The organism is Streptomyces sp. NPDC031479, from assembly GCF_055581065.1.
On sequence record NZ_JBVIKC010000018.1, the window covers coordinates 154,802 to 169,056 of the forward strand.

General features: G+C 73.7%; 11 protein-coding genes. 6 read left to right on the forward strand and 5 right to left on the reverse strand.

Translation table 11 applies throughout. From position 1 onward, the window contains the following. Window positions 1-96: 96 nt before the first annotated feature. From ACZ5D2_RS21830 to ACZ5D2_RS21840, 3 genes are all read right to left on the reverse strand, one after another. Window positions 97-1,632 (reverse strand): M23 family metallopeptidase, encoded by a 1,536-nt coding sequence (locus tag ACZ5D2_RS21830; RefSeq protein WP_468931209.1) that lies wholly within the window; start codon window positions 1,630-1,632, stop codon window positions 97-99. Window positions 1,633-1,850: 218 nt separating this feature from the next. Then, the gene (locus ACZ5D2_RS21835; RefSeq protein ID WP_371677066.1) at window positions 1,851-2,222 is read right to left on the reverse strand and encodes a hypothetical protein; all 372 of its coding nucleotides are present in this window, start codon (window positions 2,220-2,222) and stop codon (window positions 1,851-1,853) included. Between the two features lie 68 nt (window positions 2,223-2,290). Continuing rightward, window positions 2,291-3,112, reverse strand: a complete 822-nt coding sequence (locus ACZ5D2_RS21840) for an esterase/lipase family protein (RefSeq protein WP_468931212.1) — start codon at window positions 3,110-3,112, stop codon at window positions 2,291-2,293. 209 nt (window positions 3,113-3,321) lie between these two features. Between ACZ5D2_RS21840 and ACZ5D2_RS21845 the strand changes: the two genes are divergently transcribed. After that, window positions 3,322-3,726, forward strand: coding sequence for a cobalamin B12-binding domain-containing protein (locus ACZ5D2_RS21845; protein WP_266841249.1), 405 nt, complete (start codon window positions 3,322-3,324; stop codon window positions 3,724-3,726). A 44-nt stretch (window positions 3,727-3,770) separates the two neighbouring features. Here ACZ5D2_RS21845 and ACZ5D2_RS21850 read toward each other — a convergent pair whose 3' ends face one another. After that, a complete protein-coding gene (locus ACZ5D2_RS21850; protein WP_371681186.1) occupies window positions 3,771-5,366 on the reverse strand; it encodes a DUF5691 domain-containing protein in 1,596 nt (531 codons plus the stop codon). A 297-nt stretch (window positions 5,367-5,663) separates the two neighbouring features. Continuing rightward, entirely contained in the window at window positions 5,664-6,998 is a 1,335-nt protein-coding gene (locus tag ACZ5D2_RS21855; protein WP_468931216.1) for an SWIM zinc finger family protein, read from the reverse strand. 134 nt (window positions 6,999-7,132) lie between these two features. On the opposite strand from ACZ5D2_RS21855, the gene ACZ5D2_RS21860 reads away from it, so the two are divergent. The 5 genes from ACZ5D2_RS21860 to sucD all read left to right on the forward strand — a co-directional run bounded on the left by ACZ5D2_RS21860 (window position 7,133) and on the right by sucD (window position 14,134). Then, the gene (locus ACZ5D2_RS21860) at window positions 7,133-8,239 is read left to right on the forward strand and encodes an ATP-binding protein (RefSeq protein ID WP_468931219.1); all 1,107 of its coding nucleotides are present in this window, start codon (window positions 7,133-7,135) and stop codon (window positions 8,237-8,239) included. Continuing rightward, window positions 8,236-10,506, forward strand: coding sequence for a DUF5682 family protein (locus ACZ5D2_RS21865; protein ID WP_468931222.1), 2,271 nt, complete (start codon window positions 8,236-8,238; stop codon window positions 10,504-10,506). Before ACZ5D2_RS21860 ends, ACZ5D2_RS21865 begins: the two co-directional genes overlap by 4 nt. A gap of 164 nt (window positions 10,507-10,670) precedes the next feature. Continuing rightward, complete coding sequence (locus ACZ5D2_RS21870) at window positions 10,671-11,780, forward strand: VWA domain-containing protein (RefSeq protein ID WP_371681185.1); 1,110 nt, start codon at window positions 10,671-10,673, stop codon at window positions 11,778-11,780. Between the two features lie 266 nt (window positions 11,781-12,046). Further along, on the forward strand, window positions 12,047-13,225 hold the full coding sequence (sucC, locus tag ACZ5D2_RS21875; protein WP_266841255.1) for an ADP-forming succinate--CoA ligase subunit beta: 1,179 nt from the start codon (window positions 12,047-12,049) through the stop codon (window positions 13,223-13,225). A gap of 21 nt (window positions 13,226-13,246) precedes the next feature. After that, a complete protein-coding gene (gene sucD, locus ACZ5D2_RS21880) occupies window positions 13,247-14,134 on the forward strand; it encodes a succinate--CoA ligase subunit alpha (RefSeq protein ID WP_030230875.1) in 888 nt (295 codons plus the stop codon). Window positions 14,135-14,255: the final 121 nt, after the last annotated feature.

The window sequence follows — 14,255 nt, forward strand, 5'->3', positions numbered from 1 at the left end:
CGTCCGGCCTCGCCGGATCCGTCGGCTCCGACGGATCCGGTGGGTTCGTCGGATCCGGTGGTTACTGCCGTTGGTCGCGTCGGGTGCGGCGGGTGGTTACGTCGGGTCCAGGCCGTGGCTGCGCAGCCACGACGCGGGGTCGATCGCGGCGCCGGCGCCGGGCCGTACCTCGAAGTGGAGGTGCGGGCCGGTGGAGTTGCCCGAGTTGCCGGAGTAGGCGATGACATCGCCGGCCTGCACCTTGCCGGACCGGATCTTGGTGCTGCTGAGGTGGCAGTACCAGGTCTCGGTGCCGTCGGGCGAGGTCACTATGGCCATGTTCCCGTAGGCGCTGTTCCACTGGGTGCGCACGGTGCCGTCGGTGGCGGCCATGACCGGGGTTCCGTAGGAGACCGGGAAGTCGATGCCGGTGTGCACCGACATCCACATGCCGCCGGCCTGTCCGAACCCGGCGCTCAGGCCGTGCTGGGTGACCGGGATCGCGAACTTGGGGCGGGCCGCCTCCTTGGCCGCCGCCTCCTCGGCCCGCTTCTTCTTCTCGTCTTCCTGGCGCTGCTTGAGGTCGATGCGCTCCTGGGTGCGGCTCGCGCGGTCCGCGAAGTCGCCCGCGTCGGCGCTGAGCGCGACCAGCTGCGTGTCGAGCTTGTTGTTCGCCGCGACCGGCTGCACCGACGCGGGGTCGGCGGCGGCCATGGTGGTCGGTTCCTCGGCCGGCTTGGCGGTGCCGGTGAGCCCGCCGACGGAAGCGGCGGCGACTCCCGCGACCCCCATCACACAGACGGAGGGAACGGCCACGGTCAGCAGGGCGGACCGCTTGGCGGGGGAGCGGCGGCGGTTGCCGGCGTGCGCTTCCTCGGCACCGCCCTTGGCCTTGGTCCTGCCGCCCTTGGGGTTGTTCTTGGCGTTGTTCTTGGCGGCGTTCCTGCCGGTGGCGCGGCGCGCCGCGCGCGGTTCGGCGGGGGTGACGGGCATGGCCTGCGTGGGCAGGTCGTGCACGACGTCGGTGAACTCGGGCTCCTCCTCGGCCGTGAAGGCGAGGGGCTCGAAGACGGAGGTCTCGTCGTCGGCGTAGTGATCGCCGTAGGGGTCGGTCCCGTCGTACGGATCCGCTCCGGCTCCGGCGTCGGATGCGGGGACGGCCGGGACGACGGTCGTGGCGTCGTAGCCTGCGTAGGCGTCGGCGGCCGGGTCCGTGGCGCCGCCGCCGTTCCAGGCGGTGGCGTCGTAGGTGCCGGTGTCCTGCCCGTAGCCGGGGAGGGTCCAATGTCCGCTCTGGTCCACGCCGGTGGGGTCGTAGGCGAAGGCCGCGGGCGACGACTGGTAGTCGGTGGCCGGTGCGCTCCAGGCGCCGGTGTCCGCTCCCCAGTCGCCGGTTCCGGTCGTGTCCTGGGGGAAGCCCTGGGAGGGGACGCTGGCGAGGTAGTTGTCCTGTGGGGCCCAGGCGGTGGTGTCGTACGAGCCGGTGTTCGCGGACGCGTCGTAGGCGCCGCCGATGCCGTAGTCCGTGACGTACTGGTAGCCCTGACCCTGCGTTTCGTAGGAAACATATGCCTGGTCACCAGCGAAAGTGGTGGTGGAAAGGCCGTCGTATCCCATTTCGGGGTACTGGCCCGATGTCGGGCGGTCGTTCACCAACTTCTCTTTCGCCTCGGCAGTGGGGGGCCTGGGTGGCCGGGAACTCAAGGTTCACCGGAGGAGAGCAGTGGCGTGACTGTACCCGGCGGTTACTCACCACGACAATCTTCGGCGGGTTCCGGTCTCGGGGGAACCGGGCATTCGGCGGCCTTTCGGTCGCTGTATCACCGAGCCTTGGCCTTGAGTTCGAAATCCGTTCGAGTTCCGTTTGTCCGTCAGGCGGTGTCGGACGAGGCCAGCGCCAGGAGCAGGACGAACGGCACGGGTATGAGCGCGGCCGACCCCAGCCAGACCCGGCGCCGCTCCTTCGGGGGCAGCACGGCGTCGACGACGAAGACCGCGCCGATCAGCAGCACACCGGTCACGACCAGCAGGAACAGAACGGCCGAGGAGTGGTCGAGCGTGGTGTAGTCGCAGTTGCGCAGGTTCGGATCGGCGAGGTCGTCCGTGCTGTGGCAGTCCATGGGCAGGTACTCGGTCACCACCCACCACAGGAGGTGGAAGGGGACGATCGCGAGCACGCCGAGCGCCAGGTTCGCCAGACCCGCCGCCCACAGTCCGCGGCGCGGCGCGCTGTCGGTGCCCATGCGTCCTCCCCGGTCCGTCCCCATGCGTCGCCGCTCGCCGCTCGCCGCTGCGGGGACCCCTCGGAGGCTCAGATGGCCCGGCTCTCCCCGTCGGTTCCCGTGGGGCGGAGGTTTTCGGTGGGGCGGACGGTGCCGTCCGTGGCGCGGACCGGGCCGTCGAGCGCGCGGCGGACGGCCGTGATGACGGCCGGGTGGACCGGAAGCGCGAGGTGCCCGATGCCGGTGACCTGGATGTTCGTCGCATCCAGGTCCGGGTGCTCGATCCGCGCCGTGCCGGTGGGCGCCATCAGCGCGTCGAACTCGCTCCAGAACGCCACGCAGCGGGTCCGGCAGCCGGGCACGGGGGCGCGCAGCTCCGCCATCACCTCGGAATCCGGACGCATCTGGCGGACCAGCGGGTGCGCGTCCATGAAGGGGGCCACGCGGGTCCCCTGGTGCGGGGTGCCCAGGGTGACCAGGGTGCGTACGCGCGCGTCGCCGCCGAGCCGCTGGACGTAGTACCGGCCGACCAGTCCGCCGAGACTGTGGCCGACGAGGTCCACCCGCTCCTGCCCGCTGCGCTCGCACAGCTCCTCCACGCGGCGGGCCAGGTGGCGGGCGGTGACGCGCAGATCGCGGGTGAAGGGGGAGTAGTTGTACGTCTCCACGCGGCGCCGGCCGCCCGCGCCGAGGGCGCGGCGCAGCAGGACGAAGACGGAACGGTTGTCGGTGAAGCCGTGCAGGAGCAGTACGGGCGGGAGCACCGCGGGGCCGCAGGCCGGCGGGTCCTCCGACCGCACCCCGGTGGGGTAGAGGAGCAGGTGCCCGGCGAGCACCACCGCCTCCAGCAGTGCGGCCCGCAGTGCGGCGCCCGTTCGCGGTACGGGCGGCGGCGCGGTCATCAGCCCCATGGACGGCCTCCCCTGGACCTCTTGGGTGCGGGGCCGTGCCGCCGACACGGCCCCGTCACCGTGCCGCGCGGCTGTCGGCACGGTGACGGGGCGACCGGGCGGTGGTGAATCAGCGGCGTCCCACGTGTGATTTCCCCCTCGTGGTTGACCGCGAAACGGCGGCGTGCGCAATGCTGTACTTAACGTTCGTTCACTCGGGAGGCAGTGCGATGGGTGTGACCGGTCCGATCCGTGTGGTGGTGGCCAAGCCGGGTCTCGACGGCCACGACCGCGGCGCCAAGGTGATCGCGCGGGCGCTGCGGGACGCCGGCATGGAGGTCATCTACACCGGCCTCCACCAGACTCCCGAGCAGATCGTGGACACCGCGATCCAGGAAGACGCGGACGCCATCGGCCTCTCGATCCTCTCCGGCGCGCACAACACGCTGTTCGTGCGCGTCCTCGAACTCCTCAAGGAGCGCGACGCCGAGGACATCAAGGTCTTCGGCGGCGGGATCATCCCCGAGGACGACATCGCCCCGCTCAAGGCCAAGGGCGTCGCGGAGATCTTCACCCCGGGTGCCACGACCACCGCCATCGTGGACTGGGTCAACGCGAACGTCCGCCAGGCGTAATCCGTCCGGTCGGTGTCCCGCCCCGCTTCCCGCGCGTCGGCGCGTCAGGCGGGCGGGGCCAGTTCGGCGAGCATCGCCGCGCGCAGGCGGAGGGTGGCCACCAGCCGCTGGAAGGCTTCCGACCAGTATGCGGCGGCGCCCGGGGAGGCGTCCTGTGGATCCTCCCCGACGGTGGTCAGGGCTTCCAGGCGGGGCGCCTCGGCCGGATCGAGGCAGCGTTCCGCCAGGCCCATCACCCCGCTGAAGCTCCACGGGTAGCTGCCCGCCTCGCGTGCCGCGTCCAGGGCGTCGACCACCGCCCGGCCCAGCGCCCCGGCCCAGGGGACCCGGCACACGCCGAGCAGCTGGAAGGCCTCCGACAGGCCGTGCGCCCGTACGAACTCCGCGACCCAGTCGGCCCGTTCCCCCTCGGGCAGGGTCTCCAGCAGTTTCGCCCGCTCCGCCAGCGAGGCGGTCCCCGGGCCCGCCGCGGGTGGTGCGGACGCCGGGCCGAGCAGGGCCTTCGACCACAGCGGATCCCGCTGGCGCACCGCCGCCCGGCACCAGGCCGCATGCAGTTCTTCCGCCCAGCCCCCGGGCACCGGCAGTGCCACGATCCCGGCCGGGTCGAGCCCCCCGAAGCGCTCCGGCCAGCAGGCCAGGGGAGCCGCCTCCACCAGCTGACCCAGCCACCACGCCCGTTCCCCGCGTCCCGCGGGCGGCCGCTTGACCACGCCGTCGCGCAGCATCCCCGCATCGCACTCCGCGGGCGGTTCGACGGAACCCGGGCCCACGCAGGCCAGGGCCCGTTCGGCCATCCGCGCGGCGAGCGCCGAACCCGGCAGGGCGGAGAGCAGTTCGGCGGCCGTCGCCCGGACGTTGCGGCTGCGGTCGGCCAGTGCCGCTTCCAGGAACGGCTCGTCCGCCCCGGAGAGCCCGGTCCTGAGCGAATCGAGGAACATCAGCCGGTCCTCGGCCCGTTCGGTGGGCCAGGTCGTGGTCAGCAGCCGGGTCGCGGCCGCCGCCTCGTGCGCCCGTACGACGCCGAGCAGGGCGACCCGTTCCGCGAACAGTCCCTCCTCCCACAGCCGTTCCACCGCCGGGCCGTCCGCCGGGTCGGGCAGGCCCCCGCCGCCGCCCGCCGCCCCGCGCAGCGCGAACCGCCAGTCCGGATTCATCCGGGCCAGCCACAGCCCCCGGACCCCGGCCAGGGCCAGGGCCTGGGGGCGCAGGTCGGTCCGGGCCCGCGCCGCGTCCAGCAGCGCCGGGAGCAGTGCCTCGGGAGCGCGGTAGCCGTGCCGGCCGGCCGCAGCCAGCCACTGCGGCAGGAGCTCCGTCAGATCCGGGGCGGCCCCGCGCCGCCCGCCGCCGGCCGCGGCGGTGCGGCCCGCCAGCAGCTGGGCGAGCCGCCGCCGGGCGGCCCGCGGCGGAGCCGGGCGCGGGTCCCGCGGTGCGGGCCGCGGCCGGTGCGCCGCCTCGGCGGGCCGCAGCCCGGCGCGGCGGCGCACCGTCCGTACGGCCGCCGCGCCGAGCAGCGCCCGCGGCGAGCCGCCCCGCCGCTCGGTGCCCAGCAGCGCGCTCGCGACCAGGTCCTCCCAGTCCCGCTCCCCGTCGCCGTCCCCGTCCCCGTCCGTCGCCGTCGTACCGCCGGCCTGGTCGATGTCGTTCACCGGACCCCCTCCCTCGTCTTCTCGCGTGTCCGTGTGCGTATGCGTATGCGTATGCGTGTCCGTGCCCCGGTCCCGCCCCCTGTGCGGGACCGGGGCATGCGTCAGCTGGCGTGGTTGTCGTTCATCACAAAGCCCCCCGGCTTTCTCATCCCGTACGGCGGCGCCCCCGCGCCCCGTTCCGGGTACTCGACGTGCAGGGCGGATCCCGGTCGTTCCGGTCCCTTCCGGTACCGGCCCTTCCGGCCCCGATCCGCCGTTCCCCTCCTGTGCACGGCCCCCCGGGCCCCGTCACCCCAGGGCGACCGGCTCCGCGGTGTGCGGATCCCAGGCCGTCAGCGGGGTGAAGCCGCGGTGGCCGCACTCGCCGAAGACCGTGACGGGGCCACCGCCCGAGAGGGCGGCGAGCTGCCACAGTCCGGACCGCGAGCGGCCCTGGGCGAGGGCCACCGGCAGCGCGGACGTCCCCTCCACGTCCGCGATCTGCCAGGCCCCGTCACCCGCTTCCCCCGGTATCGGGATCACCGGGCCCAGCACCACCGGCCAGGACTCCAGCCACGGGTCCTCCCGCAGCGCGGTCCCGTAGGCCTCCAGGGCCTCGCCGGTGCTCACCCCCGCGGGCACCCCGGGGGCCGCCGCCGTGACGGTGCGGTCCCCCAGGTCCCCCCGGAGTCCCGCCGAGCCGGGCCGGAAGCGGACTTCCGCCTCCAGCGCCAGTCCGACGGGCAGTGCCAGCTCCGGCGGCCGCCCGGGCGGGCCGAAGTCCAGCACCAGGGCCGGGCGCCCGCTCCCCAGTCCCCACAGCCATGTCCGGCGGGTGGTGAGCCGGCCGTCCGCGGACACCGAGTCGTACTGGGCCAGTACGAGCCATTGGTCCCCGACGGCCTCCCCCTCCGCCGGCTGCGGCAGCCCCACCCGGCTGCGGACGGTCGCGGCCAGCGGCTCCGGCAGTCCGGACACCCCCAGCCAGGCCCGGTCCAACAGGTGCAGCAGCGCGAACTCCTCAAGCATCCGGGCGGGCCAGCCGGCGCCGCAACCGGGTATTGCCCCCAACTCCCTTACCCGGGAGGCGAGTCCCGGCGCCTGGGCGTCGACCATCCGGGCCGCGGTCTCCTCCCAGCCCGCGTAGCCCGTCCGCTCCTGTCCGGCGAGCCCCTCGCCCAGCACGTCCGAGAGCCGCCGCTCCAGCTCGGCGACCCCCGCCCCGACGCGCCCGGCCCGGCGCTCGGCCCGCTTGCGGGCCGCCTCGGCGTCCACCGGGCCGGCCGTCCGGCGCTCCCCCCGGGCCGTCCGCCCCGCCAGCCATTCCCCGGCCCAGTCCGGAGCCGTGACGGGATCCCCCACCCCCGTGCCCGCCCGGAGCAGGAGCAGTCCCAGCGCGTGCTTGCACGGGAACTTCCGGCTCGGACAGGAACACTTGTACGCCGGTCCGGTGAGGTCCACGACCGTCCGGTAGGGCGTGCTGCCGCTGCCCTTGCACAACCCCCACACGGCACCGGAAGCGGAACCTCCGGTCTGCGACCACGAACCCTCCCCTCCAAGCTTCCCTCCCGCCTTGCGTGACGCATCGTCAGGTGCCAGAGCCAGTACCTGCTCCGCCGTCAGGCGGACCTGCTGCCCAGTCATGTGAACAACCGTAGAGACCCCCACTGACAATCGCTCTGACCTGCAACAACACTGAGATCAGCGGGTGTTGTCAGTGGCATGGTGCACGGTGGGCACAGCAGTCGGGAACGGCTGTCGAGCATTGGAGGGGGACCATGACCATGCCCGGGACCGACACCGCCGGCGAAGCGCTGCGACCGCACGCCGAAGACGCCTTCGCGCACGAACTGAAAGCCCTGGAAGCGGCCGACGACCGGCCCCGCCCGGCCCGCTGGAAACTCTCCCCGTGGGCCGTGGCCACCTACCTGCTCGGCGGCACGCTCGCCGACGGCACCGTCATCACGCCCAAGTACGTCGGCCCGCGCAGGATCGTCGAGGTCGCCGTCACCACCCTCGCCACCGACCGCGCCCTGCTCCTCCTCGGGGTCCCCGGTACCGCCAAGACCTGGGTGTCCGAGCACCTCGCGGCCGCCGTCAGCGGCGATTCCACCCTCCTGGTCCAGGGCACCGCCGGCACCCCCGAGGAAGCCATCCGCTACGGCTGGAACTACGCCCGCCTCCTCGCCCACGGCCCCAGCCGCGAGGCACTCGTCCCCAGCCCCGTCATGCGGGCCATGGCCGAGGGCTCGACCGCCCGCGTCGAGGAGCTCACCCGCATCCCCGCCGACGTCCAGGACACCCTCATCACCGTCCTGTCCGAGAAGACGCTCCCGATACCGGAGCTCGGCCAGGAGGTGCAGGCCGTACGCGGGTTCAACCTCATCGCCACCGCCAACGACCGCGACCGCGGGGTCAACGAGCTCTCCAGCGCGCTGCGCCGCCGCTTCAACACCGTCGTGCTGCCGCTGCCCGCCACCGCCGACGCCGAGGTCGACATCGTCGCCCGCCGCGTCGACCAGCTGGGCCGCTCCCTGGACCTGCCGGCCGCCCCCGAGGGACTGGAGGAGATCCGCCGGGTCGTCACCGTCTTCCGGGAGCTGCGCGAGGGCGTCACCGGCGACGGCCGCACCAAGGTGAAATCGCCCAGCGGCACCCTCTCCACCGCCGAGGCCATCTCCGTGGTCACCGGCGGGCTGGCGCTGGCCGCCCACTTCGGCGACGGCGTCCTGCGCCCCTCCGACGTGGCCGCCGGCATCCTCGGCGCCGTCGTGCGCGACCCGGCCGCCGACCGGCTCGTCTGGCAGGAGTACCTGGAGGCGGTCGTCCGCGAGCGGGACGGCTGGAAGGACTTCTACCGCGCCTGCCGAGAGGTGACGGCATGAGCCCGGGGGCCGCGGCACCACTGCTGCTCGGGGTGCGCCACCACGGCCCGGGATCCGCCCGGTCGGTACGGGCCGCGCTCGACGCGGCGCAACCGCGGGCCGTGCTGATCGAGGGGCCGCCCGAAGGCGACGCCCTGCTGGCACTGGCCGCCGAACCGGGCATGCGCCCGCCCGTCGCCCTGCTCGCCCACGCGGCGGACGATCCGGGCCGGGCCGCGTTCTGGCCGCTCGCCTCCTTCTCCCCGGAATGGGTCGCCCTGCGCTGGGCCCAGGCCCGGGACGTGCCGGTGCGCTTCATCGACCTGCCGGCCGCGCACACGCTGGCCGCCGGCCCCGGGCGGGACGAGGACGACGGCGAAGCCGGCTCCGTACCGCTGGACCCGCTCGCGGCGCTCGCCGGCGCCGCCGGGTACGACGACCCGGAGCGCTGGTGGGAGGACGTGGTCGAACACCGGGACGCGGGCGCCGCACGGGATCCGCTGGCCCCCTTCGCGGCGCTCGCCGAGGCGATGGGAGCCCTGCGCGAGACCTACGGGGACGGCGGCCGCCCCCACGACCTGGTCCGCGAGGCGTACATGCGCCAGCGGATGCGGGCCGCCCGCCGGGAGTTCGGCGCGGACCACGCCGTGGTGTGCGGGGCCTGGCACGTACCGGCGCTGCGCGCCCGGACCACGGCCGCCGCCGACAGGGCCCTGCTCACCGGACTCCCCAAGACCAAGGTGGAGACCACCTGGGTGCCGTGGACCCACCGCAGGCTCGCCAGGGCCGGCGGTTACGGCGCGGGCATCACCTCGCCCGGCTGGTACGCCCACCTCTTCGCGGCCCGGGACCGGCCCGTCGAGCGGTGGCTGACCAAGGTCGCGGGCCTGCTGCGCGAGGAGGACCGGCAGGTCTCCCCGGCGCACGTCATCGAGACGGTCCGCCTCGCCGGGACCCTGGCCGCCCTGCGGGGCCGCCCGCTGCCCGGTCTCACCGAGACGCTGGAGGCCGTCCGGGCGGTCATGTGCGACGGCTCCGACGTGCCGCTCGCGCTGATCGAGGACCGGCTCGTCGTCGGCGACGTGCTCGGCGAGGTACCCGAGACCGCGCCCGCCGTTCCGCTCCAGCGGGACCTCACCCGCCGCATGCGCGGCCTGCGCCTCAAGGCCGAGGCGCAGAGCCGCGACCTGGAGCTCGACCTGCGCAAGGACACCGACGCGGCCAGGTCCCTGCTGCTGCACCGGCTGCGGCTGCTCGGTGTCGACTGGGGCGTGCCGACCGCCTCCCGCAGCGGTACGGGCACCTTCCGCGAGACCTGGCGGCTGCGCTGGGAGCCCGAGCTGTCGGTGCGGACGGCCGAGGCCGGGATCTGGGGCACCACCGTCCAGGGGGCCGCCACCGCCAAGGCGGAGGCCGAAGCCCGGCGCGCCGGGGAGCTCGCCGAGATCACGGCGCTGGCCGAGCGGTGCCTGCTGGCCGGGCTGTCCGAGGCGCTGCCCGCCGTACTGCGGGCCCTCGCCGACCGGGCGGCGCTCGACACCGACGTGGCCCGGCTCGCCGGGGCGCTCCCCGCGCTGGCCCGTTCGCTGCGCTACGGGGACGTGCGGGGGACCGACGCGTCCGCCCTGGGCACGGTGGCGGCGGGGCTGGCGGAGCGGATCTGCGTGGCGCTGCCCGCTGCCTGCGCGGCCGGGCCGGACGCCGACGGGGCGGCGGCGCTGCGCGGGCACGTGGACGGGGTGCAGGCAGCGGTCGCCCTGCTGGCGGACGCCGACCCGGGGCTGCGCGAGCGCTGGTCGGGGGTGCTGAGGACGCTGGCCGGGCGGGACGCCGTGCCCGGGGTGATCCGCGGCCGGGCCGCCCGGCTGCTGCTGGACGGCGGCCGGCTCCCAGCAGGGGAGACGGCGCGGCTGATGGGGCTCGCGCTGTCCCCGGCGGCGGCCCCGGCCGACGCGGCGGGCTGGATCGAGGGCTTCGCCGGGGGGAACGCGGGCGGCGGCACCCTGCTGGTGCACGACGAGCGGCTGCTGGGCCTGATCGACACCTGGCTGGTGTCGGTGCCGCCGGGAGCCTTCGTCGACGTGCTGCCGCTGCTGCGGCGGACGTTCGGGGCGTACGAGTCCGGGGTGAAGCGCAGCCTGGGCGAGCTGGTGCGCCGGGGCCCCGGCGCCGGGCGGGGACGCTCCGCCTCCCGCGCCGCCCCCGAGGGCTTCGCCCCGGACCTCGACCCGGCCCGCGCGGACGCGGCGGAGGCCCTGGCCCGCCTGCTGCTGGCCGCGGCGGGGTGAGGCGCGCCGGGACGCAGGGGCGCCCGGCGGTGCGGGGACCAAGGGAACGAAGAGAACGAGCGGAGGGGGCAGGACGGATGACGGAGCGGGGCCGGCCGACGGCGGCCGGGGAGACGACGGCGGCGGACGCCGTCGCGGGGGACGAGCGGCTGCGGCGCTGGCGGATGGTGCTCGGCGGCGGCGAGGCCGACGGCACGGGGTACACGCCGGCCGGGCGGGACGCCGCGATGGACGCCGCCCTCGAAGCGCTGTACGGGGGCGGCGGAGGGGGCGGCGGGCGGCCCGCGGGGGAGCGGTCCGCCGGGCTCGGGGGCTCCGCGCCGCAGGTGGCGCGCTGGCTCGGGGACATCCGTACGTACTTCCCCACCACGGTGGTGCAGGTCATGCAGCGGGACGCCATCGACCGGCTCGGCCTGTCCGCGCTGCTGCTGGAGCCGGAGATGCTGGAGGCCGTCGAGCCGGACGTCCACCTGGTCGGCACCCTGCTGTCGCTGAACAAGGCGATGCCGGACACCACCAGGGAGACCGCGCGGGCCGTGGTCCGCAAGGTGGTGGAGGAACTGGAGCGGCGTCTGGCCTCCCGTACGAGGGCCACGGTGACGGGCGCGCTCGACCGGTCGGCGCGGACCGCCCGCCCCCGCCACCGCGACATCGACTGGGACCGGACCATCCGGGCGAACCTCAAGAACTACCTGCCCGAGCACCGGACGGTCGTGCCGGAGCGCCTCGTCGGCCACGGCCGGTCCGCGCGGGCGGTCCGCAAGGAGGTCGTCCTCTGCGTCGACCAGTCGGGTTCGATGGCGGCCTCCGTCGTCTACGCCTCCGTCTTCGGGGCCGTCCTGGCGTCCATGCGCTCGATCGCGACGCGCCTGGTCGTGTTCGACACGGCCGTCGTCGACCTGACCGACCGGCTCGACGACCCGGTCGACGTCCTCTTCGCCACCCAGCTCGGCGGCGGCACCGACATCAACCGCGCCCTCGCCTACTGCCGGTCCCGGATCACCCGTCCCGCCGACACGGTCGTGGTCCTGATCAGCGATCTCTACGAGGGCGGCATACGCGACGAGATGATCAAACGGGTCGCGGCGATGAAGGCCGACGGGGTGGAATTCGTGACCCTCCTCGCACTGTCCGACGAGGGCGCTCCCGCCTACGATCACGAACACGCGGCGGCGCTCGCCGCACTCGGCGCGCCCGCCTTCGCCTGCACCCCCGACCTGTTCCCGGAGGTGATGGCGGCGGCACTGGAGAAGCGGCCCCTGCCCAGCACGTGAGGACGCTGACGCAAATCGGCAGATCACACGAAGTTGCAGTTCAACCGTGAGGCGATCTGTGACAGGTATCACCGCGCAGGTGTGATCTGCGATTTAGGGACCTACGGCCCACGGGGATAACCTGCGAGACGGACATGCCGCGTCCACGGTCACCGTGTGCGCCTCCCCTGTGACAGCGCCGTCACGTTGCCCTTCGCGGCACGCCCACGCAGATAGCAGACAACCGCGAATCACTGCGAATCTTTGAAGACAAGGGACGGACGCGCGTGGACCTGTTCGAGTACCAGGCGAGGGACCTCTTCGCCAAGCACGGTGTACCGGTGCTGGCCGGTGAAGTCATCGACACGCCTGAGGCGGCTCGCGAGGCCACCGAGAAGCTGGGCGGCAAGTCGGTCGTCAAGGCCCAGGTGAAGGTCGGCGGCCGCGGCAAGGCCGGCGGCGTCAAGCTCGCCGCCACCCCGGACGAGGCCGTCGCCCGCGCGACGGACATCCTCGGCATGGACATCAAGGGCCACACGGTCCACAAGGTGATGATCGCCGAGACCGCTCCGGAGATCCTGGAGGAGTACTACGTCTCGTACCTCCTCGACCGCACCAACCGCACCTTCCTGGCCATGGCCTCGGTCGCGGGCGGCATGGACATCGAGCAGGTCGCCGAGGAGACCCCGGAGAAGCTCGCCAAGGTCCCGGTGAACGCCAACGAGGGCGTGACCATCGAGAAGGCCCGCGAGATCGTCGCGCTGGCGAAGTTCCCGGCCGAGGTCGCCGAGAAGGTCGCCGAGGTCCTCGTGACCCTGTGGGCGACCTTCATCGCCGAGGACGCGCTCCTCGTCGAGGTCAACCCGCTCGCGAAGGTCGCCAACGGCGACGTCATCGCGCTCGACGGCAAGGTCTCGCTCGACGAGAACGCCGAGTTCCGTCAGCCGGGTCACGAGGAGTTCGTGGACCACGCTGCCGCGAACCCGCTGGAGGCCGCCGCCAAGGCGAAGAACCTCAACTACGTCAAGCTCGACGGTGAGGTCGGCATCATCGGCAACGGCGCGGGTCTCGTCATGAGCACCCTCGACGTCGTCGCGTACGCCGGTGAGAACCACGGTGGCGTCAAGCCCGCCAACTTCCTGGACATCGGTGGCGGCGCTTCCGCCGCCGTCATGGCCAACGGTCTTGAGATCATCCTCGGCGACCCGGACGTCAAGTCCGTGTTCGTCAACGTCTTCGGTGGCATCACCGCGTGTGACGAGGTCGCCAACGGCATCGTCCAGGCCCTGCAGCTGCTCGCGGACAAGGGCGAGGCGGTCACCAAGCCGCTGGTCGTCCGCCTCGACGGCAACAACGCCGAGCTGGGTCGCAAGATCCTCTCGGACGCCAACCACCCGCTGGTGCAGCGCGTGGACACCATGGACGGCGCGGCCGACAAGGCCGCCGAGCTCGCGGCTGCGAAGTAAGGGCAGAGGTCACAGACTCACATGGCTATCTTCCTCAACAAGGACAGCAAGGTCATCGTCCAGGGCATGACCGGTGCCACGGGCATGAAGCACACCAAGCTGATGCTGGCTGACGGCACCAACATCGTCGGCGGCGTGAACCCGCGCAAGGCCGGCACCACCGTCGACTTCGACGGCACCGAGGTCCCGGTCTTCGGTTCCGTCGCCGAGGCGATGGAGAAGACGGGCGCCAACGTCTCCGTCCTCTTCGTCCCGCCGGCCTTCGCCAAGGCCGCCGTCGTCGAGGCCATCGACGCCGAGATCCCGCTGGCCGTCGTCATCACCGAGGGCATCGCGGTGCACGACTCCGCCGCCTTCTGGGCGTACGCGACCGCCAAGGGCAACAAGACCCGGATCATCGGCCCGAACTGCCCGGGTCTGATCACCCCCGGCCAGTCCAACGCCGGCATCATCCCGGGCGACATCACCAAGCCCGGCAAGATCGGTCTCGTGTCCAAGTCCGGCACGCTGACCTACCAGATGATGTACGAGCTCCGTGACATCGGCTTCACCTCCGCCGTCGGCATCGGTGGCGACCCGGTCATCGGCACCACGCACATCGACGCCCTGGAGGCCTTCGAGGCCGACCCGGACACCGAGCTCATCGTCATGATCGGCGAGATCGGCGGCGACGCCGAGGAGCGTGCGGCGGACTTCATCGCGAAGAACGTCACCAAGCCGGTCGTCGGTTACGTCGCGGGCTTCACCGCCCCCGAGGGCAAGACCATGGGCCACGCCGGCGCCATCGTCTCCGGCTCCTCCGGCACCGCGCAGGCCAAGAAGGAGGCCCTCGAGGCCGCCGGCGTCAAGGTCGGCAAGACGCCGACCGAGACCGCCAAGCTGGCGCGCGAGATCCTGAACGCCAAGTAGTCGTTCTCGTCTTCCGCACGTGTACGGGCGTGGGGGGGGGGGGGGGGGGGGGGGGGGGGGGGGGGGGGGGGGGGGGGGGGGGGGGGGGGGGGGGGGGGGGGGGGGGGGGGGGGGGGGGGGG

Excerpts from the sequence above, each read along its gene's own strand:
- ACZ5D2_RS21835 (WP_371677066.1), bottom strand. The coding sequence starts at position 2,222 with ATGGGCACCGACAGCGCGCCGCGCCGCGGACTGTGGGCGGCGGGTCTG.
- ACZ5D2_RS21860 (WP_468931219.1), top strand. The coding sequence starts at position 7,133 with ATGACCATGCCCGGGACCGACACCGCCGGCGAAGCGCTGCGACCGCAC.
- ACZ5D2_RS21865 (WP_468931222.1), top strand. The coding sequence starts at position 8,236 with ATGAGCCCGGGGGCCGCGGCACCACTGCTGCTCGGGGTGCGCCACCAC.
- sucD (WP_030230875.1), top strand. The coding sequence starts at position 13,247 with ATGGCTATCTTCCTCAACAAGGACAGCAAGGTCATCGTCCAGGGCATG.
- ACZ5D2_RS21855 (WP_468931216.1), bottom strand. The coding sequence starts at position 6,998 with ATGACTGGGCAGCAGGTCCGCCTGACGGCGGAGCAGGTACTGGCTCTG.
- ACZ5D2_RS21870 (WP_371681185.1), top strand. The coding sequence starts at position 10,671 with ATGGTGCTCGGCGGCGGCGAGGCCGACGGCACGGGGTACACGCCGGCC.
- ACZ5D2_RS21840 (WP_468931212.1), bottom strand. The coding sequence starts at position 3,112 with ATGGGGCTGATGACCGCGCCGCCGCCCGTACCGCGAACGGGCGCCGCA.
- ACZ5D2_RS21845 (WP_266841249.1), top strand. The coding sequence starts at position 3,322 with ATGGGTGTGACCGGTCCGATCCGTGTGGTGGTGGCCAAGCCGGGTCTC.